Genomic DNA, 26998 nt, shown 5'->3' with positions numbered 1-26998 from the left:
GATGAAAGCTGAGTTCATCGAGGCACTCGGTCAGCTGGAGAAAGAAAAAGGGATCAGCAAGGACATTCTGATTGAAGCGATCGAAGCGGCGCTGATCTCCGGTTACAAGCGGAATTTCAATTCCGCGCAAAACGTGCGGGTGGATATCAACAGAGAGACCGGAGACGTGAAGGTGTTTGCCCGCAAAACCGTGGTGGAGGAAGTGACGGACCCCCGGTTGGAGATCTCGCTGGATGCCGCCAGGGAAATGGATCCCAATTACCAGCTGGATGACATCGTGGAGATCGAGGTCACGCCGGCCGATTTCGGCCGAATCGCTGCTCAGACGGCCAAACAGGTTGTCACCCAACGAATCCGCGAGGCGGAACGTTCCGCGATTTACCGCGATTTCCTCGACCGGGAAGCGGAGCTCATCAACGGCATCGTACAGCGCGCCGACAATCGCCACTATTACGTGGATCTCGGACGGGTGGAAGGATTGCTTCCTCATTCCGAAACCATGCCCGGCGAACGTTTCAAGCACGGTGATCGCGTGAAGACGTACATCACCAAGGTGGAGAAATCGACGAAAGGTCCGCAAATTTTCCTTTCCCGTACGCATCCGGGCTTGCTCAAACGCCTGTTTGAGCTGGAAGTTCCGGAGATTTATGACGGAACCGTGGAAATCAAGGCCATTGCCCGGGAAGCCGGACAGCGTTCCAAAGTGGCGGTTCATTCCAACAATCCCGACGTGGACCCCGTCGGAGCCTGCGTGGGTCACCGGGGGGCCCGGGTTCAAAACGTCGTTTCCGAATTGCGAGGGGAAAAAATCGACATCATTCGTTGGTCGGATGACGTGGCGGAGCTGATCGCCAACAGTCTCAGTCCGTCCAAGGTGGTGTCGGTGGAAATTTTCGAAGAGGAAAAAATGGCGCGGGTTGTCGTACCGGATCACCAGTTGTCCCTGGCGATCGGAAAAGAAGGGCAAAACGCCCGTCTTGCCGCCAAACTGACCAACTGGAAAATCGACATCAAGAGCGAGTCCGAAGCGATGAAGCTTTCGGAAGAGGCGGAAACGTCCACCGAGGAAAGAGAAGAGGAAGCCGATCTGTGATCCACGCTCCCGCAGCCTGACCCTGCAAGGAGGTGCCGTGACTGGATGAAGCAGCGGAAAATTCCCATGCGAAAATGCGTCGCTTCTCAAGAAATGTTCCCGAAAAAAAGCCTGGTCCGGATCGTACGGACACCCGAAAACGAGATCGTCATCGATCCGACCGGCAAAAAGTCCGGGCGCGGCGCATATCTTTGCGCAAAACCCGAATATGTCGACTTGGCGCAAAAGAAGAAAGCTCTCGACCGGGCTCTCAAAACGCAGGTTCCCGCCGAATTGTACGATCGCCTCAGAGAATACGTGAGCGGATTGACACACGATGAATAAAGCCATGAACATGTTGGGGCTTGCGATGAGGGCCGGCCGCCTGGTGACCGGGGAAGAAGCGGTGCTGGCGGCGATTCGTTCGGGAGCGGCCAAGCTGGTTTGGTTGTCGGAAGATGCTGCCGGAAACACGAAGAAGCGGGTGACGGACAAATGCAATCATTACCGTGTCCCGCTCATCCAGGCGTCGGACAGACATGAATTGGGACACGCTGTCGGAAAGAGTGAACGGGTGGTCGTGGCCGTCACGGATGAGGGTTTTGCCCGTTCACTGACGAAGCTTGTGAGTGAATCACGGGGGTGAGCGGATTGTCCAAATTGCGGATTTATGAATATGCGAAAAACGTGAACATGAGCAGTAAGGAGATTCTGACCATCCTGGACCGGATGGGCGTGAAAGTGAACAATCACATGAGCGTGATGGATGAAGGAATGATAAAAAAGGTGGAACAGTTTGTAAAGCAAGTCAGAGAAAACGCTTCTGCGGGAGATACCGGCAACACCCGGGAAGAGCAACGCGAACAGAAGAAAGGACAGGAAAAAAAGAAAAGTCGCCCGCAAGGGCGCAGAGGAGGACGTTCCGGCCAAGGGCAAAGGCAGAATCGCGAAGGAGCGGCCCAAGGAACGGTTCAAACGGAAAAAACGGGACAGGGTTCTTCCCAGGCACAAGGCAGATCCGCGCGACCCAAGCGGGATGAAACGCGCAGACCGGCGCCGCGCGTCGCCGAAAATCTCAAACCCGAACGGGAGGACATCGAGGATTTGAACGAAACCCGTCTGGATAAGAACAAGAAATCCGACCAGCGGAAAGGAAAGTTCAACAAATTCCGGGATGATGCCAAAGGAAACAAGTTCGGCAAGGGAAAAGGAAAGAAAAAAGGCGACAGAAGACAGGAGCCGCGTGAGAAGCAGGCGCCGGTCCTGCCGAAGGAGATCACCGTCACGGGTCCGATGACCGTCGGTGAATTCGCCAAACTGCTGCGCCGGGAAGCATCCGCGGTCATCAAAAAATTGATCACCCACGGCGTGATGGCGACGATCAACCAGGAGATCGACGTGGAAACCATGTCCGTGATTGCAGAGGAATTCCAGGTGGTCCTGAATTACAAAGAGGAAGTGGACGAATCCAACTTCGAGGAACAGGTGGAAACCGACGCACCCGAGGACCTGGTGGAACGCCCGCCCGTCGTCACCATCATGGGACACGTTGACCACGGGAAAACCACTTTGCTGGACAAAATTCGCCAAACCAACGTGACTGCCGGAGAAGCCGGCGGGATCACGCAGCATATCGGTGCGTACCAAGTGGAAGTGAACGGGAAGAAAATCACCTTCCTCGATACGCCCGGACACGAGGCATTCACCACCATGCGGGCCCGCGGAGCGCAGGCCACCGACATCACCGTGTTGGTGGTTGCGGCGGATGACGGCGTGATGCCGCAAACCGTGGAAGCGATCAACCATGCCAAAGCGGCGAAAGTTCCGATCATCGTTGCGGTGAACAAGATGGACAAATTGGAAGCCAACCCGGACCGCGTCAAGCAACAGTTGATGGAATACGAACTGGTTCCGGAAGAATGGGGCGGAGAAACCATTTTCGTTCCCGTTTCGGCTCTCACCGGGCAAGGAATCGATGAACTCTTGGAAATGATCCTGCTGCAGGCGGAGATCCTTGAGCTCAAAGCCAACCCGAACAAACGCGCCCGCGGGGTTGTCATTGAGGCGGAAGTCGACAAGGGACGGGGAGCCGTGGCGACGGTTCTGGTTCAAAACGGCACCCTCAAGGTGGGCGACGGCATCGTGGCCGGAAATTACTTCGGAAAAATCCGCGCCATGGTCAATGACCGGGGTCGGCGGGTGAAAGCCGCACCTCCGTCCATGCCCGTGGAGATTCTGGGTCTGCCCGATGTTCCCAACCCGGGTGACCAGTTCATGGTCTTCGAAGATGAGAAGAAAGGTCGCGCCATCGCGGAGAAACGTCTGGCGCGTGCCCGGGAAGCGGAGCGCAAGGCCCAGGGACGGGTCTCTCTGATGGACCTGGGAGATTGGATCAAGCAAGGTCAAATGAAGGAGCTCAACGTCATCATCAAAGCCGACGTGCAAGGTTCGGCGGAGGCTTTGCGGATGGCGCTGGAGAAAATCGACGTGGAAGGTGTCCGGGTGCGGATCATTCACGCGGCCGTGGGTGCGATCAACGAATCGGACGTCACGCTCGCTTCCGCTTCCAACGCCATCATCATCGGGTTCAACGTTCGGCCCGATTCCCACGCCCGTACGACCGCGGAACAGGAAAAAGTTGAAATTCGCCTCCATCGCGTGATTTACGATGTGATTCAGGAAATCGAATCGGCCATGAAAGGGATGCTGGATCCGGAGCTGGAGGAAAAAGTCGTCGGGATGGCGGAAGTTCGCCAAATTTTCAAGGTTTCCAAAGTCGGAACCATTGCCGGTTGCTATGTCACGGAAGGAAAAGTGGTGCGTGACGGACAGGTTCGCCTGATTCGTGACGGGATCGTCATTCATGAAGGCAAACTGGATACGCTGAAGCGGTTCAAGGATGACGTCCGCGAAGTGGCTCAAGGATATGAATGCGGACTCACCATCCAGAACTACAATGACATCAAGGAAGGCGACATGATCGAGATCTTCGTGATCCAGGAAGTGGAACGGAAGTGACGTCCATGCACGTCGGAGTGTTGACGGTGGAAGGACACATTCCGGCTTCCTTTTCCCTCAAAGACAAGCGTCGCGTGATCCGGAGCGGGCTTGACAAGCTCCGCAACCGGCTCAATCTCTCCGTCGCCGAAGTCGGCCGGCAGGATGACCCACGGTTCACCCGGCTGGCCGTCGCCGGCGTCGGAAGCAGCCTGAAAGTGGTGGAAAAAGAGTTGGCGGAGGCGCTCCGTTTGCTGGAATCGACGGACGGCTTGGAGATTCTTGATCAGTTTGTCACCTTTGTTTAGGGCTCATTCACGGGAGGGAACGGAATATGGCTCGCATTCGGGTCAGCCGAGTCGGTGAACAGGTGAAAAAGGAATTGAGCCAGATCCTGCAACGGGAAATCAAGGATCCGAGAATCGGCTTTGTCACCGTCACCGCGGTGGAAATGAGCGGGGATTTGCAGATTGCAAAGGTGTACGTCAGCGTGCTCGGATCCCCCGAACAAAAACAACAGGCTCTGGCCGCTTTGGAGAAGGCCAAAGGGTACATCCGAACGGAGATCGGCCGGAGAATCAAACTTCGTTTGGTGCCGGATCTCATGTTTGTCATGGATGAATCCCTTGAACACAGCGAACACATCAACCGGCTGCTCAGGGAAGTCAACAACCGGGAGTTGGGGGATCATGAATCAAACGTTTGATGCCCTGAACCGGTTTATCGAACGAGGCACCCGTTTTCTGGTGGTGTCCCACCTGAATCCGGACGGTGACGCGATCGGATCCACGCTGGCGATGGGATATGCCCTTCGCAAATTGGGAAAGGAAGTCACGATGGTGAACGAATCTCCCGTCCCCGACAAATTTCTTTTCCTGCCGGGGGCGGATGAAATCCGCCTCCCGGAGGAAGTGGACGGGATGTTTGACACGGTGATTGCGCTGGATTGTGCCGACCGGGCGAGAATCGGAACGGCCGTGAACCTGTTTGCGGAAAGCGCACGGGTCGCCAACGTGGATCATCACGTCACCAATGATCTGTTCGGTGATGTGAACGTGGTGGTTCCCCGGGCGGCAGCCACGGCGGAGATTCTGTTTGACTGGATTGACGGAGGCGCCGTCGATTGGGACGATGCGTTGGCGGGCACGGTGTACACCGGTTTGTTGACGGATACCGGAGGGTTCCGCTATTCCAACGCAACTCCCGCCGTTTTCCGCAAAGCGGCGAAGTTGGTTGAAACGGGAGCGCATGCCCACCGGATCGCGGACCTCGTTCTGGAGACGCTCACCATGGAACAGATCCGGTTGATCCGCATTGCGCTTTCGTCCCTGCAAAGATCGGAAGACGGAAAAATCGCCTGGATCCGGTTGCGTCGGGAAGATTTCGAGCAGTCGGGTCAATCCCGACAGGATGTCGACGGAATCGTCAACTATGCGAGGAACATTATCGGCGTGGACGTGGGGATCCTGATCAGGGAAAGCGACGCCGGATCCGTCAAGGTGAGTTTGCGATCCAGAGAACGCGTGGATGTGGGCAAAATCGCCAAGGAGCTGGGCGGAGGCGGCCATGCGCGGGCGGCCGGATTCACCGCGCGGGGAACATTGGATGAAGTGGAGCAAATGATCCTGCAACATGTTCGGGCCGAGCTGGGGAGGGACGGTCAGTGACGATTCACGGTCTACTGGCCGTCTGGAAACCGAAGGGTTGCACTTCCCATGATGTGGTGGCCAAGGTTCGGAGATGGACCGGTCAGAAGCGGGCCGGGCACACGGGAACCCTGGATCCGGAAGTGGAAGGGGTTTTGCCGGTTTGCCTCGGACAGGCCACCCGCCTGGTGGAATATCTGCAGGATCTGCCCAAGGAGTATTCGGCGACACTCTGTCTGGGAATCTCCACGGAAACCGAAGATGCCACCGGTCGCGTCGTGGAAAGAAAGCCGGTTTCCGCCCCCTCCAACCGACGGGTGGAAGAAGTGTTCGAAACATTCACCGGTGAGATCGAACAGATTCCTCCGATGTATTCGGCCGTCAAGGTGGGAGGGCGCCGCCTTTATGAGCTGGCCAGGGAAGGTCGCGTGGTGGACCGCCCCGCGCGGAAAGTGACGATTCATGAATTGCGACTCCGGGAAATAGTGGAGGGTGAGTACCCGGAAATCCGGTTTGACGTGCTTTGCTCCAAAGGGACATACATCCGTACGTTGTGTGTGGATCTGGGAAAAGCATTGGGCGCTCCCGCCCACATGTCATCCTTGGTGCGGACGGCGAGCGGTCCGTTCCGAAGCGAGGATTGTTTCGGATTTGAAGAGCTTCGGGAGATCGCGGCGCGCGGAGATTGGGAACGGGCGGTCATCCCGCTCGGCGAAGTGCTCGGTCAACTCCCCGCCCTGGTGGTGTCCCAGGAGGAAGCAAAACAGGTATATGACGGAGTTTCGTTGCTTCCCGGGGAAAGTCCGGGTGAAAGCCGGCTTGTTCGCGTCCTGGATGAGACGGGCCGTTTTCTTGCTTTGTACCGATGGCTCCCGGACGGGACGGCCAAGCCGGAAAAAGTGTTTCGGGATGTGGAATGACATGGAGACAATCAGACTCAGTTATCCGGACGGATTGCCGTCTTCCGGCGAACCGGTGTCATTGGCCATCGGTTTTTTTGACGGCGTTCACCGGGGACATCAAGCGGTGATCGCCGAGGCGATCCGGCTGGGGGAGGAACTGGGGGCTGTGCCGGCGGTGATGACTTTTGATCCCCATCCGCGGCAAGTCCTCGGCAAAGAACAGATTCATCGGTTTCTCACCCCCCTCCCCGAAAAGCTCGGTCAATTTCGTCGGCTCGGTGTGAAACGGGCTTATGTCATGCGGTTCGATCCGGTGCTGGCCGGCCTTGACAAAAAGCGGTTTGTCGATGGCGTCCTCGTACCGCTGGGGGTGCGTGCCGTCGTCACCGGGTTCAATTTCGCGTTCGGACGGGGAGCGGAAGGAAAGGCCGCCGATCTCCCCGAACTGGCCGAAGGGCGTTTCGTCACCCGGGTGATCGCTCCCATCGAATCCGGGGGCGTTCCCGTGAGCAGCACCCGCTTGCGGAAAGCTCTGTCCGAAGGGGACATGGAGATCGCCCGTGACATTCTCGGCAGATTTTACTCCTTGGAGGGAACGGTCGTTCCTGGGGACCGAAGAGGGAGACAGCTGGGCTTTCCCACGGCCAATCTGGAACCGGATGAGCCTTATCTGCTCCCGAAAAGAGGCGTGTACGTGGTCCGGGTGACCGATGCGGACGGACTCGCGGAACACGGGGTGATGAACATCGGCATCAGACCCACCATCCATGATCCCGAGCCGAAAGAACGTCTCGAAGTGCATGTGCTCGGCTTCAGCGGAGATCTGTACGGGCGGGTTCTGCGCGTGGAATTTCTGCATTTTCTCCGTGAAGAAAGAAAGTTTTCTTCTCTGGAGGAATTGGCGGAACAGATCCGTCGTGACCGGGATCAGGCGGAATCCTGGTTGGCGCGCGTGGAATGAGTTTTCCTGATTGTACTCTTTCAAGCGGTATGTTATACTTAACCGGTGTCGGCGAGGTTCGCCGGCGGAAAACCCTGTCTCGGATGACCGATGGCCTCGGCGGTGGTCTGGGGCAAGGGGGCTCATGAACAAGGAGGTATACATTCATGGCATTGACCAACGAACGGAAACGTGAAATCATCGAGCAATTCAGACTCAGCGAGAGCGATACCGGTTCTCCGGAAGTGCAAATTGCCATCCTGACCTACCGGATCAACGAGTTGAACACGCACCTGAAGGAGCACAAGAAAGACCATCACTCCCGCCGCGGACTCCTGAAAATGGTCGGACAACGCCGTAACCTGCTGAACTACCTGAAAGAGAAGGACATCACCCGTTATCGTGCTCTGATTGAAAAACTCGGACTGCGTCGATAAGGCGGAAGCGGGGCGTGTTGCCCCGCTTTTTGTCATATGCGTCTTTTAAACGACTATGGGAAGGAACATAATGTACATATGAAGAATTACGGAATGTTTGTCCTGTTTTTCTGAGAGGGGGAAAGGCTTGTACCATGGAACCGGTAATATTTGAACGGGATTTGGCCGGACGGAAGCTGGTTCTTGAAATCGGGAAATACGCGGGGCTTGCCAACGGAGCCGTGATGGTGCGATACGGGGACACGGCGGTGCTGGCGACGGCCACTGCTTCGAAGGAACCGAAAGAGACGGATTTTTTTCCGCTGACGGTCAACTATGAAGAACGTCTTTATGCCGTCGGAAAAATTCCCGGCGGATTCATCAAGAGGGAAGGGCGGCCCAGTGAAAAAGCGGTGCTGGCCAGCCGATTGATCGACCGTCCGATTCGCCCCCTGTTTGAAGAGGGATTTCGCAACGAAGTGCAAGTGGTGACGACGGTCATGTCGGTGGACCAGGATTGTTCCTCGGAAATCGCCGCCATGATCGGAGCCTCGGTGGCACTCACCATCTCGGACATTCCGTTCGGCGGTCCCATTGCCGGTGTGATCGTGGGTCGTGTCGACGGCAAATTCGTGTTGAATCCCACCGTCGAACAGATGGAACGCTCCGATTTGCATCTGGTGGTGGCCGGAACGAAAGACGGCGTCAACATGGTTGAAGCAGGTTCCGAGGAGATTCCCGAGGACGTCATTCTCGAGGCGATTTTGTTCGGACATGATGAAGTGAAAAAGCTGGTCGCTTTCCAGGAAGAAATCGCCGCACAGGTCGGAAAGCCCAAGATGGAACCCGTTTTGTACCAAGTGGATGCCGAAATCGAGTCCGAGGTGAGAAACCGGGTGACGGAACCGCTCATCGACGCGATTCAGGTGGTGGAAAAACAGGCCCGCCAGGAAGCGATCGATGCGGTCAAAAACACCATGCTGGAAGCGTTTTTGACCGAATGGGGCGAAGAGGCGTACGCCGAACGGGAAAAGGACGTTCTCCACGTGTTTGACAAGGTGCTGAAAGAAGAAGTGCGCCGTTTGATCGTGGAGGAAGGAAAGCGTCCGGACGGTCGAAAGCACGACGAGATTCGTCCCCTGAGCAGTGAAATCGACATCCTGCCCCGCGCGCACGGTTCCGGACTGTTCCGTCGCGGACAGACCCAGGTTTTGTCGGTGTGTACGCTCGGCGCGCTCGGAGACGTGCAGATTCTCGATGGGTTGGACCTTGAAGAATCCAAGCGGTTCATGCATCATTACAATTTCCCCCCCTATTCCGTCGGGGAGGCGAGACCCCTCAGGGCTCCGGGGCGCCGGGAAATCGGTCACGGGGCACTTGGTGAACGCGCGCTGGAACCGGTCATTCCGTCCGAGGATGAATTCCCCTACACCATTCGCCTTGTGTCGGAAGTACTGGAATCCAACGGCTCCACCAGCCAAGCGAGCATTTGTGCCTCCACCCTCGCATTGATGAGCGCCGGCGTTCCCATCAAGGCACCGGTTGCCGGCATTGCGATGGGGCTTGTCAAGGAAGCAGACCGAGTGGTGGTCCTCACCGACATCCAGGGGTTGGAGGACCATTTGGGGGACATGGACTTCAAGGTGGCGGGAACCGCCAAAGGAGTCACGGCCCTGCAGATGGACATCAAGATTTCCAACATCAACCGCCAGATTCTCGAAAAAGCACTGGAACAGGCAAAAGTTGCCCGGATGAAACTCCTGGACAACATGACGCAGGTGATCCGTGAGCCGCGCAAGGAACTTTCGCCCTATGCGCCGAAAATCCTCACCATGCGCATTCATCCCGACAAAATCCGTGACGTCATCGGGCCCAGCGGCCGCGTGATCAACAAGATCATCGACGAAACGGGTGTCAAGATCGACATCGAACAGGACGGACGCATTTATATCGCATCTCCCGACGTGAAGCAAAACGAACGGGCCAAACAAATCATCGAAGATCTCGTCCGCGAAGTGGTGGTCGGCGAAACGTACGTGGGCATTGTCAAACGTGTGGAGAAATACGGCGCATTCGTCGAAATCTTCCCGGGCAAAGAAGGGCTGGTGCACATCTCGCAGCTTGATCTGAACCGGGTGGCCAAAGTGAGCGACGTTTGCAGTGTCGGCGACTCCATCACCGTGAAAGTGACCGAAATCGACGACCAGGGGCGCATCAATCTCTCCCGCAAAGCGGTGCTCAAGGAAGCGGCTCAGGACAAAAAAGTGGTTCGTTAAAAAAGAGACAGAGCAATCTGCCTCTTTTTTTACGTCGTTTTCCGTGTGGCATAGGGGATTCGCGACCGGCATAGGGTAATGCCAAAGGAGGTACGAGCCATGCACCTACGCCGGTTGACGGCTCTGATCGCTTTGTTGGTGTGCACATGGATGGTCGCCGAATCCGTGGCGGTTACGTCATATGTGAATACGGTTCGCAAAGGGGAATGGGTACCGGCTTTTTTTGCCTCGGACGCGGAGGAAGAATTGGGCCGGCGGATTGAGAAGGAAGCGCCCAAAAGGTACAAACCTCCCGTGGATGCCAGGGTGGATCCGATCTGGAAGGCCATTCCCGGACTGAACGGGCTTGAAGTCGACGTGCGTGCCACACTGGAAAAAACGCTGAAGCAAAAAGATCATCGCAAGATCGCGTGGGTCTATCGCCAGGTTCCGCCCAAGGTTTCCCTGGAAGACTTGGGAGCCGAGCCGATCTATCGCGGAAATCCGGAGAAGCGGATGACTGCGCTCATGGTCAATGTTGCGTGGGGCACAGAACACATTCCCGACATGTTGGCGATTCTTCGCCGGGAGAATGTGAAAGCCACGTTTTTCCTGGACGGATCCTGGCTCCAAAAGAATCCGGACATGGCGCGGCGCATTCACGCCGAAGGCCATGAGATTGGCAATCATGCATGGTCTCATCCGTTGATGAGCCGCATTTCCCGCGGACAAATCGAACGGGAAATCGGCAGGACCAACGAGCTCATCGCCGAAACGTTGAAAGTGAAGAGCCGTTGGTTTGCTCCGCCGGCCGGTGATTTCAACCGCCAGGTGGCGGAGGTGAGCCGCGCCCACGGGATGGGAATGGTGCTTTGGACCGTGGATACCGTCGATTGGCGCAAATCGGTGACGCCCGACAGGATGATCCGGACGATGAGGGAAAAACTGGAGCCCGGCAGTCTGGTTCTGACTCATCCGACGGACCGGACGGTGTTGGCGCTTCCGGGCATTCTGGAGGAGGGCAGGCGCAAAGGTTTGCGGTGGGGGACGGTGTCAGAGGTCCTTTCTCCGAAGCGGCCGGAGGCGATTGAGTGACCGGGACGGTTTTGATATAGTAGGAATACTGTGGCGCGGAAGCCGCTCATTTTTTTCTTCCAAAGACAAGGAGGTTCCCTTTTGATCATCAGACATACACTGGAAAGCGGTCTTCGAATTGTTGCGGAAAAAATTCCCCATGTGCGGTCCGTCTCCATGGGGATTTGGGTCGGGACCGGATCGGAAAATGAAACCCCGGAATTGAACGGGATTTCGCACTTCATTGAACACATGATGTTCAAGGGTACCAAAACGCGGACCGCCCGGCAGTTGGCCGAAGCGTTCGATGAGATCGGCGGCCATGTCAATGCTTTCACATCCAAGGAGATCACCTGTTATTACGCGAAAGTGCTGGACCAGCATTTTTCCACATCCCTGTCCATTTTGGCGGACATGTTTTTCGATTCCGTTTTCGCCGAAGAAGAGATTCGGAAAGAGAAAAAAGTGATCATCGAAGAGATCCGGATGGTGGAAGATACTCCCGACGATCTGGTTCACGATCTTTTGGCCGAAGCTTCCGCCGGAGACCATGCACTGGGACGACCCGTTCTCGGGAGCGTGGAAACCGTGGAGAGCTTCACGCGTGAGGACATCCTCCGCTATCTTGAACAACATTATGTTCCGGAAAACGTGGTCATCGCGGTTGCCGGAAACTTGCCGGACGATTTTCTGGAGGAGATCGAACGGATCTTCTCCCGGCATCAGGGAGGACCCAAGCCGGAGCGGGGAGCCCCGCCGCGGTTTCACCCGGGGATCAAAATCCGCCGGAAACCGACGGAGCAATCCCACATTTGCCTGGGGATGCCGGGACTTCCGGTGGGAGATTCGCGGATTTACACGCTGGTGCTCCTGAACAACGTGCTCGGTGGCAACATGAGTTCCCGTCTTTTCCAGGAAGTGCGTGAAGAACGCGGATTGGCCTATTCCGTCTATTCTTATCATTCGGCACACAAGGATGCGGGCTTGTTCGCCGTTTATGCCGGAACGAAACACGGTCAGGAAGACGAAGTGGTGGAATGCGTGCGGGAGATCCTCGCGGACATCTGCGTGAAGGGGTTGACGCCGCGGGAGCTTTCCAAAGCAAAGGAACAACTGAAGAGCAGTCTGATGCTCGGGCTCGAAAGCAGCAACAACCGGATGAGCCGGTTGGGTCGGAATGAACTGTTGCTGGGTCGCCATCTCACATTGGACGAAATCGTGGAGAGCGTGGATCGGATCACGTTGGATGAAGTGAACGAATTGGCAAAAGAGATCTTCTCCTCATCCATGTCGCTCGCGCTGATTTCGCCGGATGGCAAAGTTCCGGGCGGATTCGGGAGGAACTGAAACCATGGATGTCAAAGTCATTCAATTGCCGGGAAATGAAGATTTGCCTCTTCCGGTCAAAATGTCCGAGGGTGCCAGCGGCTTCGATCTGCATGCGGCAGTGACCGAACCTGTCGTGATCGGGCCCGGAAAGTGGAAACTGATCCCGACCGGGATTGCCGTTTCCATGCCCTCTTCGCTGGAAGCTCAGGTCCGGCCGAGAAGCGGGCTGGCACTGAAGCAGGGGGTGACGGTTCTCAATACCCCCGGGACGGTGGATGCCGATTATCGGGGTGAAATCGGCGTGATTTTGCTGAATCTCGGGGAACAACCGTTTGAAGTGAAGCGGGGAGACCGCATCGCCCAACTCGTGTTTTCCCTCGTGCCCGAAATTCGACTGGTCCGGGTGGACAAACTGGATGATACCGCCCGTGGCGCGGGAGGTTTCGGACACACGGGAACATAAGAAGAGGTGCATGCCTCATGGCGGAACCTTATTGGCCGGAAGACCGGTCGGAAGTCGAGCTGGAAATGCTCAGAAGGCAGCTTCATGAAGCAGTCGGCCATGACCCGGCCCGCTTGTCCGATGACAGCGTGCTTCCGCTGTCGAGGCGGCTCGATGCGTTGATTTTGGAAGTGCAAAAGCGGAAAATGCGAACGTCAAGCACCATGTCGGGACCCCGATCCGTCGGCGATTGATTCGCCGGCTTTTTTGTTTTGGCGGAAGTCATGTTTTCGGGCAAGGCCCGATAACATTCATAACAGCACAAGATGACGGGGGGATCGGGATGCGCTGGAGTGAACTGGTGGAGAAAGAATGCGTCGACGTGAAGGGAGGAGAGAAGCTGGGCCATTTTTCCCACGCCGATCTCAGAATCGATCCGGAAACCGGAAGAATCGAAGCCCTTCTCATTCCCCTTCACGTCTCCTGGTTTCGCAAACAGTCCCGTCAACTGGAACTTCCGTGGCAAAAAGTGAAAAAAGTGGGGGCCGAAATGATCATTGTCGACACCGCGGAACGTGCTTACGGAAAGTAACCCTCAGCCCAGCGGTCTCATATGATGGGACTGAACAGACTCTCAGCTGCAGAAGCGGGGGGAAAGGGGCTAAGGGAATGCTGGCAGGAAAGCATGCGGTATTTCTGGGAGGAGACGCACGTCAACTGGAAGTGATCAAGAGTTTCATTGAAGCGGGTGCCAAAGTGAGCCTGATCGGCTATGACAATCTGCAAAGTCCGTTCAGCGGGGCGTCCCAACGCGACTTGTCGCCCAAAGTGCTGGAAAGCGCCGACATTCTGGTGTTGCCCATCGTGGGGACGGATGACGAGGGAAACGTGCAAAGCGTGTTTACCTCCAAGCAATTGACGATCACGGAGGAACACATTGCCGCATTGCCGGAGAAAGCCGTGGTGTTTGCCGGGATGGCCCGGCCGTATCTCCGGGATCTGTGCGGTCGTCATCAGGTCCGGCTGTTTGAACTTCTGGAACGGGATGACGTGGCCATCTACAATTCGATTCCGACGACGGAAGGCGCTCTGATGATGGCCATTCAGCATACCGACTTCACCATCCACGGTTCGGTTTGCCTTGTTCTGGGATTGGGAAGATGCGGCATGTCCCTCGCGAGAACCCTTCACGCCATCGGCGCCAAGGTGCGCGTGGGCGTTCGGCAATCCGCCCACAAGGCACGGGCGACGGAAATGGGGATGGAGGCGTTTGATCTGGCGGAATTGGGCGAACACATGCGGGAAGCGGACATCGTCTTCAACACCGTTCCGGCCTTGGTGCTCACCGCTCAAGTTCTTTCCCGTGCCCGGCATGACGTGGTGATCATCGATTTGGCTTCCAAGCCGGGGGGCGTTGACTACGCGTTTGCGGAAAAACGCGGCATCAAGGCGATTCTTGCACCGAGTTTGCCGGGAATCGTCGCTCCCAAGACGGCGGGAAGAATTCTGGCCCGAACCATCATGGAACTGATGGAAGAGAACAGCCGTGAGGAGGGTCTGACCCCATGAAATTTGACGGACTGACCATCGGATTCGGCATGACGGGTTCTCACTGCACCCATGATGAAGTGCTCCCTCAGATGAAACGTTTGGTGGAATTGGGAGCCGACGTGATCCCGATCATTTCCCACACGGTGGCCACCGTGGACAGCCGGTTCGGAACGGCGGAGCATTGGAAGCGAATGATTCGTGATCTCACCGGCAAAGATCCCCTGACCACCATCCAGGAAGTGGAACCTTTCGGACCGAACGGAACGCTGGATTGTCTGGTGATCGCGCCGTGTACGGGAAATACGATGGCCAGATTGGCAAACGCTCTGACGGACGGCCCGATTTTGATGGCGGCCAAGGCTCAGATGCGCAATCACCGGCCGGTCGTGCTGGCCGTTTCCACCAACGACGCTCTCGGTCTCAACAGTTTCAATCTTGCCAAGCTTCTTGCCGCCAAAGATATTTATTTTGTCCCGTTCGGACAAGACAACCCGCAAAAGAAACCGAAATCCATGGTGGCCCGCATGGAACTGATCCCGGAAACGTGTTTGGCCGCAATCGAAGGAAAACAACTTCAGCCAATGCTGGTTGAAAAATGGCGGGATTTGAATTCATAATAGAAAAGAGATTTTCGTGAAGAAAAGGATTTTCCAATCCCTTTTCCCAGGAAAAATGACGGGTCCCCCTGCGGCATGTTGCCGGGGGTTCCTTTCTTCTGAGGCAAAAGGGGATCCGGGAGGGGAAACAAACCAATGTCTGAACAGGGATACACGGTGGCGGTCGTCGGCTCGACGGGCGCGGTCGGCCGCCAAATGGTCAAATATCTGGAGGAACGCAATTTTCCCGTCCGGCGGCTCGTACCGATGGCCTCCGGTCGTTCGGCAGGCACGAAGATCCGGTTCCGCGGGGAAGACGTCACGGTGATCGAAGCCGCTGCCGACGCGTTCGAGGGAGTGGACATCGCCCTGTTTTCCGCCGGGGGAAGTGTCAGCAAACAGCTGGCTCCCGAAGCCGTGAAACGGGGAACCGTGGTGATCGACAACAGCAGCGCATTCCGGATGGATCCGGAGGTGCCGCTTGTGGTTCCCGAAGTCAACGCGGAAGCCGTTCGCCGTCACAAGGGAATCATTGCCAACCCGAACTGTTCGACCATTCAGATGGTGGTGGCGCTCAAACCGCTCCTTGACCGGTACGGGATTGACCGCATCATTGTTTCCACGTACCAGGCCGTGTCCGGAGCGGGGGCAAGCGCCGCGGCGGAGCTGGAGCGGCAGACACGGGCCGTGTTGGCGGGAGAAGAGGTAAACCCCCGGATCCTGCCGGTCGGTCGGTTGAACAAACATGTGCAGATGGCGTTCAACGTCATTCCGCAAGTGGATGTGGGCGAAGAGAACGGATTCACCTTCGAAGAAATGAAAATGGTGAACGAAACCAAGAAAATCTTCGGAGACGAATCCATCGGAGTGACGGCCACGTGCGTCCGTGTGCCGGTCATGACGGGACACAGTGAATCGGTGTACGTGGAACTGAAGCAGGAATATGATCTGGAAGAGGTTCGCGCCCTGCTGGCGGAGGCGCCGGGGGTGGTCGTGCAGGATGACATCCTTCAACAAGTCTATCCGACTCCGCTCGAATCCGAAGGCAAAAGCGAAGTGTTCGTCGGACGGATCCGCCGGGATCTGACGCACCCGAGAGGCCTCAACATGTGGGTGGTATCCGACAACCTGCTGAAAGGCGCCGCCGTCAATGCCATCCAAATCGCCGAAACCCTCATCTCCATGAAATAGAACAGACAAGAAGGGATACGGTATGGGAATCCTCGTACAGAAATTCGGCGGTACTTCCGTGGCCACCGCCGAGCAGCGGGAACGTGTGCTTCATCATATCCGGACCGCGTTGGCCCGGGAGTACCGGTTGGTGGTTGTCGTCTCGGCCATGGGGAGAAAAGGAGATCCGTACGCCACCGACACGCTTTTGGAACTGGCCCGTCAATACGGAAATCAATTGGCTCCGCGGGAGAAGGATTTGCTGATGAGCTGCGGGGAACTGATCTCCGCGGCCGTCCTGTCTTCCATGTTGTCCGAAAGGGAAATCCCCAACTGCGTCCTCACCGGTGGACAAGCGGGCATCATCACCACGGGACATCACAACAACGCCCAGATCATCACGGTCAATCCCAAACGCATTCTCCGGGAACTGGACGAGGGAAAAGTAGTGATCGTGACCGGATTTCAAGGGCAGACCACGGACGGCGAAATCACCACGCTCGGACGCGGCGGAAGCGACACCACGGCCACCGCGCTGGGAGCGGCTCTCCGCGCCGAATATGTGGACATTTTCACCGATGTGGAAGGCATCATGACCGCCGATCCGAGGATCGTGGAGGATGCGGCCCAGCTGGAAAAAGTGACGTATACCGAGATTTGCAACCTGGCGTTTCAAGGAGCCAAGGTGATTCATCCCCGCGCGGTGGAAATCGCCGCACAGGCCAACATCCCCATCCGGGTGCGCTCCACGATGTCCGACCATCCCGGAACGCTGGTCACCAATCTGTCCGAAATCGGCAGGCTGGCGGGAGAGGTTCGTGATCTGACCATCATCGGGATCACCCAAATGCCCGGGGTCACGCAGGTGAAAATTCGCCTGAAGCAGGGAGAGTACGATTCGCAGCTGAAAGTGTTCAAAGCGATGGCGGATGCGGGGATCAGCGTCGATTTCATCAGTGTCAATCCCAGCGAGATCGCCTATACGGTCTATGATGAGCTGGCGGATCAGGCGGAAGCGATTTTGCGCGACCTGGGCCTTCAGCCCGAGCTGCTTCCCCAATGCGCCAAAGTGTCCGTGGTCGGAGCAGGCATTGCGGGTGTTCCGGGAGTGATGGCGAAAATTTCCGAGGCGCTCACGGAAGAGGATATTCAAATTTTGCAATCGGCCGATTCCCACACAACGATTTGGGTGTTGGTCCGGGGCGGCGACATGGTGAAAGCCGTTCGGGCTCTGCACAGGAAGTTCGGACTTCACCGGTTGCACGAATCGTGAGGAATTGGAAGGAGGAAGCACATCATGCAATTCGGAAGATTGATCACGGCCATGGCCACGCCGTTCACCCGGGATCTGTCCATTGACTGGCCGCGTCTCGGTGAGCTGATTGAGCGATTGATTGAAAGCGGAAACGACGCCATCGTCGTCTCCGGAACCACGGCTGAATCTCCCGCGCTCAGTCATGACGAGAAACTGGAGCTGTTCCGTTTCACGAAGGAAAAAGTGGCCGGACGGGTGAAGGTGATTGCCGGAACGGGCAGCAACAACACCGCCGACAGCATCCGCCTGACCAAAGAGGCGGAAGAAATCGGGGTGGACGGAGTCATGCTGGTGTCTCCGTATTACAACAAACCGTCCCAGGAGGGGCTGTACCTCCATTTCAAGGCGGTGGCCGAATCCACGCGTCTGCCGGTCATGCTGTACAACGTGCCCGGTCGAACGAGCGTCAACATGAGCGTGGAAACGACGGTCCGGCTTGCCCGTCTGGACAACGTGGTGGCCGTCAAGGAAGCAAGCGGGGATCTGAATCAGATTTCGCGGCTGGTCGCTTCCCTCCCGGAAGGCGTCGCCGTCTACAGCGGGGATGACAATCTGACTTTGCCGATTCTCGCCGTGGGAGGCGTCGGAGTGGTCAGCGTGGCCAGCCATCTGGTCGGCCGGGAAATGAAAGAAATGATGGAGTCCTTCTTCGCCGGCGATCATCAAAAAGCCCTGGCCATTCACCAAAAGCTGCTTCCGGTGTTCAACGGATTGTTCGTGACCACCAGCCCGGTTCCGCTCAAATACGCCATGGCGCGTCTCGGTTGGTGCGAGCCTCATGTTCGCCTGCCGCTGGCGCCCATGGACGAAGGGCTGAGACCGCAAACGGACGCATGGGTGGATGCGTTGGCACGGTGATCTTCCATCGCGGTCGATGATCCGGAAAAGCACGGGGGTTTTCGCTTTCGCCCGAAAACGGGCGGGCGGAACCCCCTTTTTTCGTCGCCGTAAAATCCCTTTCCGCCCCGGAGGACGACGGCGAGCCGTTTTGGTCACGGGTTCGTCAATTCTCTTGCATCGTGATTTTTCAATCGTATATAATGAGTTCAAGTGAGATTGTGCGGTTCGGGTGACGGCAACTTCACTGTAGGAGGGTACTTTGTTGCACAAAAACCAACGAGGCAAACTTTACATCTTTGCTCTCGGTGGGTTGGATGAAATCGGAAAAAACATGTATGTGGTGCAATACGAGAATGACATTGTGGTCATTGACGCAGGGCTCATGTTCCCGGAAGAGGACATGCTGGGCATCGACATTGTCATTCCGGACATCACATACCTTTTGGAAAATCGGGAAAAAGTACGTGGAATCATCCTGACGCACGGACATGAAGACCATATCGGCGGGCTTCCGTACATTCTGCGTCAGCTGAACGTTCCCATCTACGCCACACGACTCACGATGGGACTGGTCGAACACAAATTGCGGGAAGCCCATTTGCTTCATGATACGAAGCGGGTCGTCATCAACAACCAATCGGAGATTCGCCTGGGCACCCACCTGAAGGCGACGTTTTTCAACACCAATCACAGCATTCCGGACTCGGTGGGAGTCTGCGTGGAGACCCCGGAAGGACTGGTGGTTCACACCGGGGATTTCAAGTTTGACCTGACTCCCGTCAATGACAAACATGCCGACCTCCACAAGATGGCGGAGATCGGTAACCGGGGGGTTTTGTGCCTTCTTTCCGACAGCACCAATGCGGAGCGCCCCGGATTCACCGGTTCGGAACGAACGGTGGGTGAAGGAATCAAGGAAGTGTTTCGGAAAGCGAAACAACGGGTGATCGTGGCCACGTTCGCATCGAACATTCACCGGATTCAACAGGTGGTCGACGCGTGCGTGATGTACGGCCGCAAATTGGCGGTCGTCGGCCGAAGCATGGTCAATGTGGTTAACATTGCTTCGGAACTCGGTTACCTGCACATTCCTCCGGATCTCCTGATTGAACCTGATGAAATCAACAGACTCCCCGCGAACAAAGTGGCCGTGATCTCCACCGGCAGCCAGGGAGAGTCGATGTCGGCACTCACCCGCATGGCCAACGCCTCTCACCGGAAAGTGGAAATCCTTCCGGGGGACACGGTGATCATCGCTGCCACTCCCATTCCGGGGAACGAGAAACTGATTGGCCGGACGGTGGACCAGCTGTTCCGGATCGGCGCTGATGTGGTGTACAGCGCCACTTCCCACGTACATGTTTCCGGGCATGGTTCCCAGGATGATTTGAAACTGATGCTCAGTCTGATGAAGCCCAAATACTTCATTCCGATTCACGGTGAGTACCGCATGTTGCGGGCTCACGCCCAACTTGCCGAATCCGTGGGCGTTCGCCCCGAAAACATTTTTATTTGCGACAATGGAGACACCGTCGAGATTTCCGGCGGTCGAGCCAGATTCGGTCCGAAAATCCCGACTGGCAAAGTGCTGATTGACGGTTTGGGCGTCGGAGACGTTGGAAACATCGTGCTGAGAGACCGCAAACTTCTTTCTCAAGATGGGATTTTGGTCGTTGTCGTCACCCTGAGCAAAGCCAACGGAAGCATTTTGTCCGGTCCGGATATCATCTCGCGCGGGTTCGTCTACGTTCGCGAATCTGAACAACTGATGGAAGAAGCGAATCGGATCGTCAGTCAAACCATGGAAAAATGCATGAAAGACCAGGTGAGCGAATGGGCATCCCTGAAGACGAGCATCCGTGATTCGCTCAGCAAATTTCTGTTCGAACGGACCCGCCGCCGTCCGATGATCCTGCCGATCATCATGGAAGTGTAGCTGATCCATTCGACATGCATCGCCGTCATTTCCTTCGGAAATGGCGGCGATTTTTCTTTTGCACGGGATTTTGGCTGAGACGGGGAAGCCTTGCACATACTACGGAAGAGTCCGCAGAGAGGATGATGTGTGTGTTCCATGAGGGAATGGATCAACAACCGAATGAGAATCCGGTTACCAAAGAGGAAAACGCCGAAAAAAATGCGACGCTCCAAGCCATTCAACAATTGGGACAGACAACGGTCCCACAGATGGAAAGCAACGTGTTTTGCCTGTCCATCATCGGGCAGGTGGAAGGTCACCTCGTGATGCCGCCGCACAACAAAACGACGAAGTATGAACACGTCATCCCCCAGATTATCGCCGTCGAGCAAAATCCCCGGATTGAGGGAATGGTGATCGTGCTCAACACGGTCGGCGGGGATGTGGAAGCCGGTCTGGCCATCGCCGAAATGATTGCCACAATGTCCAAACCGACGGTGTCGATCGTGTTGGGAGGAGGTCACAGCATCGGCGTGCCGATTGCCGTGGCCGCCGACACCAGTTTCATCACGGAGACGGCCACCATGACCATTCATCCCGTACGCCTCACGGGAATGGTGATCGGGGTGCCGCAAACGTTCGAATATCTGGAGAAAATGCAGGATCGGGTCATCCGCTTTGTCGCGCAACATTCCAACATCTCCGAGGAGTATTTCCGTGAGCTGATGTTTCGGACGGGTGAACTGGCCAGGGACATCGGAACCAACGTGATCGGAAGAGACGCGGTGAAAATGGGATTGATCGACAGGGTCGGCGGGATCGCCGATGCCATGATGGAACTGAACCGGTTGATCGCCTCCAGAAAAGGAGAGATGATCCAATGATTCACTACTCCGTCATGCCTGCCGAATGGACGTGGCTGAGCGGTCCTTCGGCAAAATCGACGGTGGAGGAATGCGTCATCGACGGGGTGAAATTGCAAATTCGAAGAACCGACCGGGGGGAAGCCGTCATTGAACGGCTGCTTTCGGCGAATCCGGCGGATTATCTGAATCCCCGTTTTCAACCCGGACGGAAAGTCACGTTTGCGCCCGAAATTTGAGGGCGTTTTTTTTCTGGCGATCATTTCCATGCTATAATGAGGTTGATTGACGGGTGAAAAGGTGATGAATCCGATGAGCAAACAAAAGAAGAAACATTCTGCCCGTACGGAACAGTTGAAAAACGAGATCCTGTTCGAGATTTACGGAATCAGCTTGCTGGCCCTGTCGCTCATCACCCTCGCCAGTTACGGCGCCATCGGACGGAATCTTGCGTTTGTGTCCCGGTTTCTGGTGGGGACTTTCGATTTTGTGATTCCGCTGATCGGAATCTGGTTGGCCGTTCATGTCATGATTCACCGGAAATGGCCGGGGAAATGGACGCCCCGGGGAGTCGGGGTGATCATGTGCCTGATGGCGGTGCTCACGTTCAACCATCACCTGTCCTACGGCGGATTGCCGCAAGGGGCGGGAATCGTTGACACAACCTGGTCCGATCTCTGGGTGCAGCGCACGTCCGCCTACCCCATGGATGTCGGAAGCGGAATGCTCGGTGCTTTCATGTATGCGATTCTCCATTTCCTCTTCGATGACACCGGCACGCTGATCATGCTTGGAGCGGTGCTTATCAGCGGGATTTTGCTCATCGCCGATGTTTCGTTTGTGTCCGCCGCGGACAAGGGGAAACAATTTTTCAAATCCCGGAAGCGGGAAGTGAAAGCATGGCTGACGGGACAACTGTTGAAACGGGCCGAAAAAGGAGCTTCCGGATCCCGGAAACGCACCAGGCGCAAATCCCCGGCGGAATCGGTCAGCCGGGAAACGGTGCCGGAACCCGTCATCTACGATTTCGCCGCTCAATCGGGTCCTCCGGATGATGCAGAGATTCCGCGCGTTCTTCAGATGAAGCTTCCTCTGGAACAGCCCGTTCCCGACGAACGGGAGTCCACGGAACGGACGGAGCGTGGCCAGGGAGGGAATCCCCCGGAGGCAACGGGACGCGAAGATGCGATGGACGTCAAGTTTCGGACGGATGACAACCTGGATCACTACCTCATGCCTCCTCTGGCGCTTCTTTCCCGGTCGAAAAACCGGCCTCTTGCCGATCAGTCGGAGATGCAAAAAAGCGCCGATACCTTGGTGAAAAAGTTGGCCAGCTTCGGAGTGAAGGCCACGGTGACCGGCATTCATCGCGGTCCGGCGGTGACGCGATATGAAATCGAGCCGGAAGAAGGAGTGAAAGTGAGCCGGATCGTCAGTTTGACCGATGACATCGCACTGGCACTGGCTGCGAAAGCGATTCGCATCGAAGCACCGATTCCCGGCAAACCGGCGGTGGGGATCGAAGTTCCGAACAGCGAAACGGCCATGGTGGGGCTTCGGGAAGTGCTGGAAAGCGCCGAATTCCTCTCTCACCCCTCCAGGCTTTGCATCGGTCTGGGACGCGACATCTACGGTACACCGGTCATTGCGGATCTGGCCAAGATGCCGCATCTCTTGGTGGCGGGGTCGACCGGCTCCGGAAAAAGCGTCTGCATCAACGCCATCATCACCAGTTTGCTGTACAAATCGCGTCCGGATGAAGTGAAACTGATGATGATTGATCCGAAGATGGTCGAATTGAACGTGTACAACGGCATTCCCCATTTGCTGGTGCCGGTGGTGACCAATCCCCGAAAAGCCTCCGTGGCACTGAAAAAAGTGGTCGCGGAAATGGAGAAACGGTATGAACTGTTCGCCAAAAGCGGAGTTCGTGACATCGAGCGGTACAACCAGTGGCTGGCGGAACAGGATCAACCGGAGAAAAAACCTTTGCCGTACATCGTCGTGATCATTGACGAGCTCGCCGACCTCATGATGGTGGCGCCATCCGACGTGGAGGACGCGATTTGCCGGTTGGCGCAAATGGCGCGCGCGGCGGGCATCCATCTCATCATCGCCACGCAGCGCCCGTCCGTGGACGTGATCACCGGGGTGATCAAAGCAAACATCCCCACACGCATTGCCTTTGCCGTTTCCTCCCAGGCCGATTCACGAACCATCCTGGACATGGGCGGTGCGGAAAAACTCCTGGGACGAGGAGACATGCTGTATTTGCCCGTGGGCGCGGCCAAACCGATTCGCGTCCAAGGTGCGTTTTTGTCGGATAAGGAAGTGGAAGCGGTGGTACACTTTGTGAAGAAGCAACTCGAACCGCAATACCATGAGGAGATGATTCCGGTCAGCACCGATCCCGATTCGGGCGTTGTCATGGACGATGAATTGTATCCGCAAGCGGTCAAGCTGGTCTTGGAAGCCAAAACGGCTTCCGTCTCGCTCCTGCAGCGTCGCCTCCGCGTGGGATACACCCGGGCGGCCAGGCTGATCGACATGATGGAGGCCAACGGAATCGTCGGTCCGCCCGAAGGAAGCAAACCGAGGGAAGTGCTGATGACGTTGGAGCAGTATGAAGGAAACAAAACAGTGGCCAAATAGAGGTGCCCATGGTATAACTTTGTATGGACCGCGAATTTTTGCTGAAATTTGCATGAATCCTTCGGGACATTGGACGAGCCTGATCCCATACATACCCGGCTCCGGTCTCGGGATCCGCTTCCGGCAAGATTCCCGTCGGTCCGTCAACAGCAATGATCTCACTCACAAGGGGGAAATCAGCAAATGAGCAAGAAGTCGTGGGTTGCGCTTCTTCTCTCCGCCGTGTTGATTGCGGCAGTGGGTTGCTCCGGTCAAAATGAAAACACCGGCGGCACCGGCGAAGGCGACTTCAAAGTCGGTATGGTCACCGATACCGGCGGGCTGAATGACGAATCGTTCAACCAGACCGCCTGGGAAGGGATCAAACGGACGGAAAGTGAATTGGGTGCCACCATCAAGGCGCTGGAATCCAAACGGGATGAAGACTACATTCCCAACCTGACGAAAATGGCCAAAAACGACAAGGCCGACATCACCTGGGCCGTCGGATTCAAATTTGAAAAGGCCATTCCGGAAGTGGCTGCCCAGTTCCCGAACGCTCAATTCGGCATCGTGGACAGCAACCTGGGTGGAAACATCCCGGGCAACGTGACCGCGGTCACCTTCAAGGAAGAGGAAGGCTCTTTCCTGGTGGGTGTCATCGCCGGATTGACCACCAAATCGAACAAAGTGGGCTTCATCGGAGGAATCACCTCTCCGCTGATCAAGAAATTTGAAGCCGGTTTCACCGCCGGCGTGAAGGCGGTCAACCCGAATGCAACCGTGACGGCCGCCTATGCGGAAAGCTTCACCGATGCGACCAAAGGACGCTCCTTGGCGCAAAACATGTACAACAGCGGTGTTGACGTGATCTTCCATGCTTCCGGCGGTGTGGGCAAAGGCCTGTTTGATGAAGTGAAAACCCGGGAGCAAGGAAAATTCTGGGCGATCGGGGTGGACATGGACCAATCCAAACTGGCTCCGGATCACACCCTGACCTCCATGGTGAAAAAAGTGGACGTTGCCGTGTTTGACGTGACCAAACAACTCAAGGAAGGCACGCTGAAGCCGGGGACCCAGATCGAATTGGGCCTCAAAGAAGGCGGCGTGGATTTCGTGAAGAGCAACCACATTTCTCAGGATGTCCTGAACAAAGTGGAAGAACTGAAAGAGAAGATCGTGAAGGGCGAAATCAAGGTTCCGGCGACGATGGAAGAAGCGGCTTCCTTCAAGCTGCAATGAACCGTTCGCCCGAGAATGAACAACAACGGGTCGGCCATGTGCCGACCTTTTTGATTGTGATGCAAAGTCTTTGATTTTCCAAACATCTCATGTATACTTATAGTCTGCACGTGTCTTAAACCATGTTAATGAATAAGGAGTTTGGAAAGGCATCGGCCGCGCGGGCTTTTTGATTCCATCCTGAAAGCGTTCACTTTGCGGACGGAGAAATCATCCTCATGTTGAAAAGACCGGTCGGCATGCGCCTTTCAACCAACGCTGAAGGGGGGATCGCGTGTGAATGTCGTGGAAATGGTCGGGATCACCAAGCGGTTTCCCGGCATCGTGGCCAATGACAATGTTCATTTGTCCGTTCGCCAGGGGGAGATTCACGCACTCCTGGGGGAAAACGGGGCCGGGAAATCCACACTGATGAACATTTTGTTCGGTCTGTATCAGCCGGACGAAGGCGAGATTCGCATCAAAGGGAAACCGGTGACCATCAACGGACCCACCGATGCCAACAGGTTGGGAATCGGGATGGTTCACCAACATTTCATGCTGGTTCAGCCGTTCACGGTGACCGAAAACATCATTCTCGGGGATGAACGGTCCAGAAACGGGATTCTTGACCTGAAGCGGGCGGAACGGGAGATTTCCCGCTTGTCGGATCAATATGGTCTCAAGGTGGATCCAAGGGCGCTGGTTGCCGATATTTCCGTCGGGATGCAACAACGGGTGGAGATCCTGAAAACGTTGTACCGCGGTGCAGACATTCTCATTTTTGACGAGCCGACTGCCGTGCTCACGCCCCAGGAAATCGACGAATTGATCGAAATTATGAAAAATCTTGTCCGGGAAGGCAAGACAATCATTTTCATCACGCACAAACTGAAAGAGATCATGCGCACGTGTGACCGGGTGACCGTGATTCGCCGCGGCAAGGTGATCACCACCGTCGACGTGAACGATACGGATGAAAATGAACTTGCCGCCCTGATGGTGGGACGGGAAGTTTCCTTCCAGGTGAACAAGACGGAATCCCGTCCGGGTGAGCCCGTTTTGCAAGTGGAAAACCTGGTGGTTCGGGACGCGCGCGGGGTGGATGTGGTTCGCGGGCTGGATCTCGAGGTCCGATCCGGGGAGATCGTGGGGCTTGCCGGTGTGGACGGAAACGGCCAGTCCGAGCTCATCGAGGCGATCACCGGGTTGAGATCCCCGGAATCCGGAACCATCCGTCTCAGGGGAAATGACATCACCCGTTTCAAGCCGCGGCAGGTCACGGAGTCCGGAGTGGGACACATTCCGGAAGACCGCCACAAGCGGGGGCTTGTTCTCGACTTCACCGTCAGCGAAAACATGGTGCTTCAATCCTATTACAAACCCCCGTTTTCCAAGGGATGGTCCATCCGTTTCGAGGAAGTGCACAAATACGCCAATAAACTGATCGAGGAATATGATGTTCGCACTCCGAGCGAACATGTCCCGATCCGGGCATTGTCCGGGGGAAACCAGCAGAAAGCGATCATCGCCCGCGAAGTGGACCGGGATCCGGATTTTCTGATCGCCGCACAACCCACGCGAGGCCTGGATGTGGGTGCGATCGAGTTCATTCATCGCCGTCTGGTGGAGCAGCGGGACAAAGGGAAGGCCGTGTTGCTCGTCTCCTTCGAGCTGGATGAGATCATGAAATTGTCGGACCGGATTGCCGTCATCTATGAAGGAAAAATCGTCGGATGGGTCGATCCCAAAGAGACGACCGAAGAGGAATTGGGTCTTCTGATGGCGGGAAGCTTCCGGAAACGGGAGGTGAACTGAGG

The 26998-nt window shown here is 56.3% G+C and carries 27 protein-coding genes; all 27 read left to right on the top strand.

The window, feature by feature from the left end; genetic code table 11:
- The first annotated feature begins 1 nt into the window (after position 1).
- On the top strand, positions 2–1093 hold the full coding sequence (nusA, locus tag EG886_RS07440) for a transcription termination factor NusA (RefSeq protein WP_124727544.1): 1092 nt from the start codon (positions 2–4) through the stop codon (positions 1091–1093).
- A gap of 45 nt (positions 1094–1138) precedes the next feature.
- Complete coding sequence (rnpM, locus tag EG886_RS07435; protein WP_124727543.1) at positions 1139–1417, top strand: RNase P modulator RnpM; 279 nt, start codon at positions 1139–1141, stop codon at positions 1415–1417.
- Positions 1410–1718, top strand: a complete 309-nt coding sequence (locus tag EG886_RS07430) for a YlxQ family RNA-binding protein (protein ID WP_124727542.1) — start codon at positions 1410–1412, stop codon at positions 1716–1718. The genes rnpM and EG886_RS07430 overlap by 8 nt, the downstream gene beginning before the upstream one ends.
- Positions 1719–1765: 47 nt before the next feature.
- Positions 1766–4090, top strand: a complete 2325-nt coding sequence (gene infB / locus EG886_RS07425; RefSeq protein WP_241154432.1) for a translation initiation factor IF-2 — start codon at positions 1766–1768, stop codon at positions 4088–4090.
- A 5-nt stretch (positions 4091–4095) separates the two neighbouring features.
- A complete protein-coding gene (locus tag EG886_RS07420) occupies positions 4096–4377 on the top strand; it encodes a DUF503 domain-containing protein (protein ID WP_124727540.1) in 282 nt (93 codons plus the stop codon).
- Between the two features lie 26 nt (positions 4378–4403).
- Positions 4404–4775 carry a 30S ribosome-binding factor RbfA gene (gene rbfA, locus EG886_RS07415; RefSeq protein WP_124727539.1) on the top strand — a complete coding sequence of 124 codons (372 nt, stop codon included), beginning with the start codon at positions 4404–4406 and terminating at the stop codon, positions 4773–4775.
- On the top strand, positions 4759–5736 hold the full coding sequence (locus tag EG886_RS07410; protein ID WP_124727538.1) for a DHH family phosphoesterase: 978 nt from the start codon (positions 4759–4761) through the stop codon (positions 5734–5736). The genes rbfA and EG886_RS07410 overlap by 17 nt, the downstream gene beginning before the upstream one ends.
- On the top strand, positions 5733–6635 hold the full coding sequence (truB, locus tag EG886_RS07405) for a tRNA pseudouridine(55) synthase TruB (RefSeq protein WP_124727537.1): 903 nt from the start codon (positions 5733–5735) through the stop codon (positions 6633–6635). The genes EG886_RS07410 and truB overlap by 4 nt, the downstream gene beginning before the upstream one ends.
- Before the next feature lies 1 nt (position 6636).
- Positions 6637–7578, top strand: coding sequence for a bifunctional riboflavin kinase/FAD synthetase (locus EG886_RS07400; protein WP_164491720.1), 942 nt, complete (start codon positions 6637–6639; stop codon positions 7576–7578).
- 146 nt (positions 7579–7724) lie between these two features.
- Positions 7725–7994: a 30S ribosomal protein S15 gene (gene rpsO / locus EG886_RS07395; RefSeq protein ID WP_124727535.1), complete on the top strand. Its 270-nt coding sequence runs from the start codon at positions 7725–7727 to the stop codon at positions 7992–7994.
- A gap of 134 nt (positions 7995–8128) precedes the next feature.
- Entirely contained in the window at positions 8129–10249 is a 2121-nt protein-coding gene (gene pnp, locus EG886_RS07390) for a polyribonucleotide nucleotidyltransferase (protein ID WP_124727534.1), read from the top strand.
- Between the two features lie 99 nt (positions 10250–10348).
- Entirely contained in the window at positions 10349–11323 is a 975-nt protein-coding gene (locus EG886_RS07385; RefSeq protein ID WP_124727533.1) for a polysaccharide deacetylase family protein, read from the top strand.
- A gap of 81 nt (positions 11324–11404) precedes the next feature.
- On the top strand, positions 11405–12649 hold the full coding sequence (locus EG886_RS07380) for a M16 family metallopeptidase (RefSeq protein ID WP_124727532.1): 1245 nt from the start codon (positions 11405–11407) through the stop codon (positions 12647–12649).
- A 4-nt stretch (positions 12650–12653) separates the two neighbouring features.
- Positions 12654–13094, top strand: coding sequence for a dUTP diphosphatase (dut, locus tag EG886_RS07375; protein WP_124727531.1), 441 nt, complete (start codon positions 12654–12656; stop codon positions 13092–13094).
- A 17-nt stretch (positions 13095–13111) separates the two neighbouring features.
- The gene (locus EG886_RS07370) at positions 13112–13327 is read left to right on the top strand and encodes a Spo0E family sporulation regulatory protein-aspartic acid phosphatase (protein ID WP_124727530.1); all 216 of its coding nucleotides are present in this window, start codon (positions 13112–13114) and stop codon (positions 13325–13327) included.
- 89 nt (positions 13328–13416) lie between these two features.
- On the top strand, positions 13417–13665 hold the full coding sequence (locus EG886_RS07365; protein ID WP_124727529.1) for a YlmC/YmxH family sporulation protein: 249 nt from the start codon (positions 13417–13419) through the stop codon (positions 13663–13665).
- A gap of 77 nt (positions 13666–13742) precedes the next feature.
- Complete coding sequence (gene dpsA, locus EG886_RS07360) at positions 13743–14642, top strand: dipicolinate synthase subunit DpsA (RefSeq protein ID WP_124727528.1); 900 nt, start codon at positions 13743–13745, stop codon at positions 14640–14642.
- Positions 14639–15241, top strand: a complete 603-nt coding sequence (locus EG886_RS07355) for a dipicolinate synthase subunit B (protein WP_124727527.1) — start codon at positions 14639–14641, stop codon at positions 15239–15241. The genes dpsA and EG886_RS07355 overlap by 4 nt, the downstream gene beginning before the upstream one ends.
- 135 nt (positions 15242–15376) lie before the next feature.
- Positions 15377–16411 carry an aspartate-semialdehyde dehydrogenase gene (locus EG886_RS07350; protein ID WP_124727526.1) on the top strand — a complete coding sequence of 345 codons (1035 nt, stop codon included), beginning with the start codon at positions 15377–15379 and terminating at the stop codon, positions 16409–16411.
- Positions 16412–16433: 22 nt separating this feature from the next.
- Complete coding sequence (dapG, locus tag EG886_RS07345; protein WP_124727525.1) at positions 16434–17663, top strand: aspartate kinase; 1230 nt, start codon at positions 16434–16436, stop codon at positions 17661–17663.
- A gap of 21 nt (positions 17664–17684) precedes the next feature.
- A complete protein-coding gene (gene dapA, locus EG886_RS07340; protein ID WP_124727524.1) occupies positions 17685–18563 on the top strand; it encodes a 4-hydroxy-tetrahydrodipicolinate synthase in 879 nt (292 codons plus the stop codon).
- Between the two features lie 313 nt (positions 18564–18876).
- Positions 18877–20481, top strand: a complete 1605-nt coding sequence (locus tag EG886_RS07335) for a ribonuclease J (protein WP_241154431.1) — start codon at positions 18877–18879, stop codon at positions 20479–20481.
- Positions 20482–20627: 146 nt separating this feature from the next.
- Positions 20628–21347 carry a ClpP family protease gene (locus tag EG886_RS07330; RefSeq protein ID WP_124728715.1) on the top strand — a complete coding sequence of 240 codons (720 nt, stop codon included), beginning with the start codon at positions 20628–20630 and terminating at the stop codon, positions 21345–21347.
- Positions 21344–21565, top strand: a complete 222-nt coding sequence (locus EG886_RS07325) for a YlzJ-like family protein (protein ID WP_206425300.1) — start codon at positions 21344–21346, stop codon at positions 21563–21565. Before EG886_RS07330 ends, EG886_RS07325 begins: the two co-directional genes overlap by 4 nt.
- Before the next feature lie 73 nt (positions 21566–21638).
- Entirely contained in the window at positions 21639–23978 is a 2340-nt protein-coding gene (locus EG886_RS07320) for an FtsK/SpoIIIE family DNA translocase (protein ID WP_124727522.1), read from the top strand.
- A 183-nt stretch (positions 23979–24161) separates the two neighbouring features.
- Entirely contained in the window at positions 24162–25199 is a 1038-nt protein-coding gene (locus tag EG886_RS07315; RefSeq protein WP_124727521.1) for a BMP family lipoprotein, read from the top strand.
- Positions 25200–25490: 291 nt separating this feature from the next.
- The gene (locus tag EG886_RS07310; protein ID WP_124728713.1) at positions 25491–26996 is read left to right on the top strand and encodes an ABC transporter ATP-binding protein; all 1506 of its coding nucleotides are present in this window, start codon (positions 25491–25493) and stop codon (positions 26994–26996) included.
- Positions 26997–26998 lie beyond the last annotated feature (2 nt).

It is taken from the genome of Staphylospora marina, from assembly GCF_003856495.1.
Classification (GTDB): Bacteria; Bacillota; Bacilli; order Thermoactinomycetales; family Thermoactinomycetaceae; genus Staphylospora; species Staphylospora marina.
This window is presented reverse-complemented; position numbering and strand designations above follow the sequence as displayed.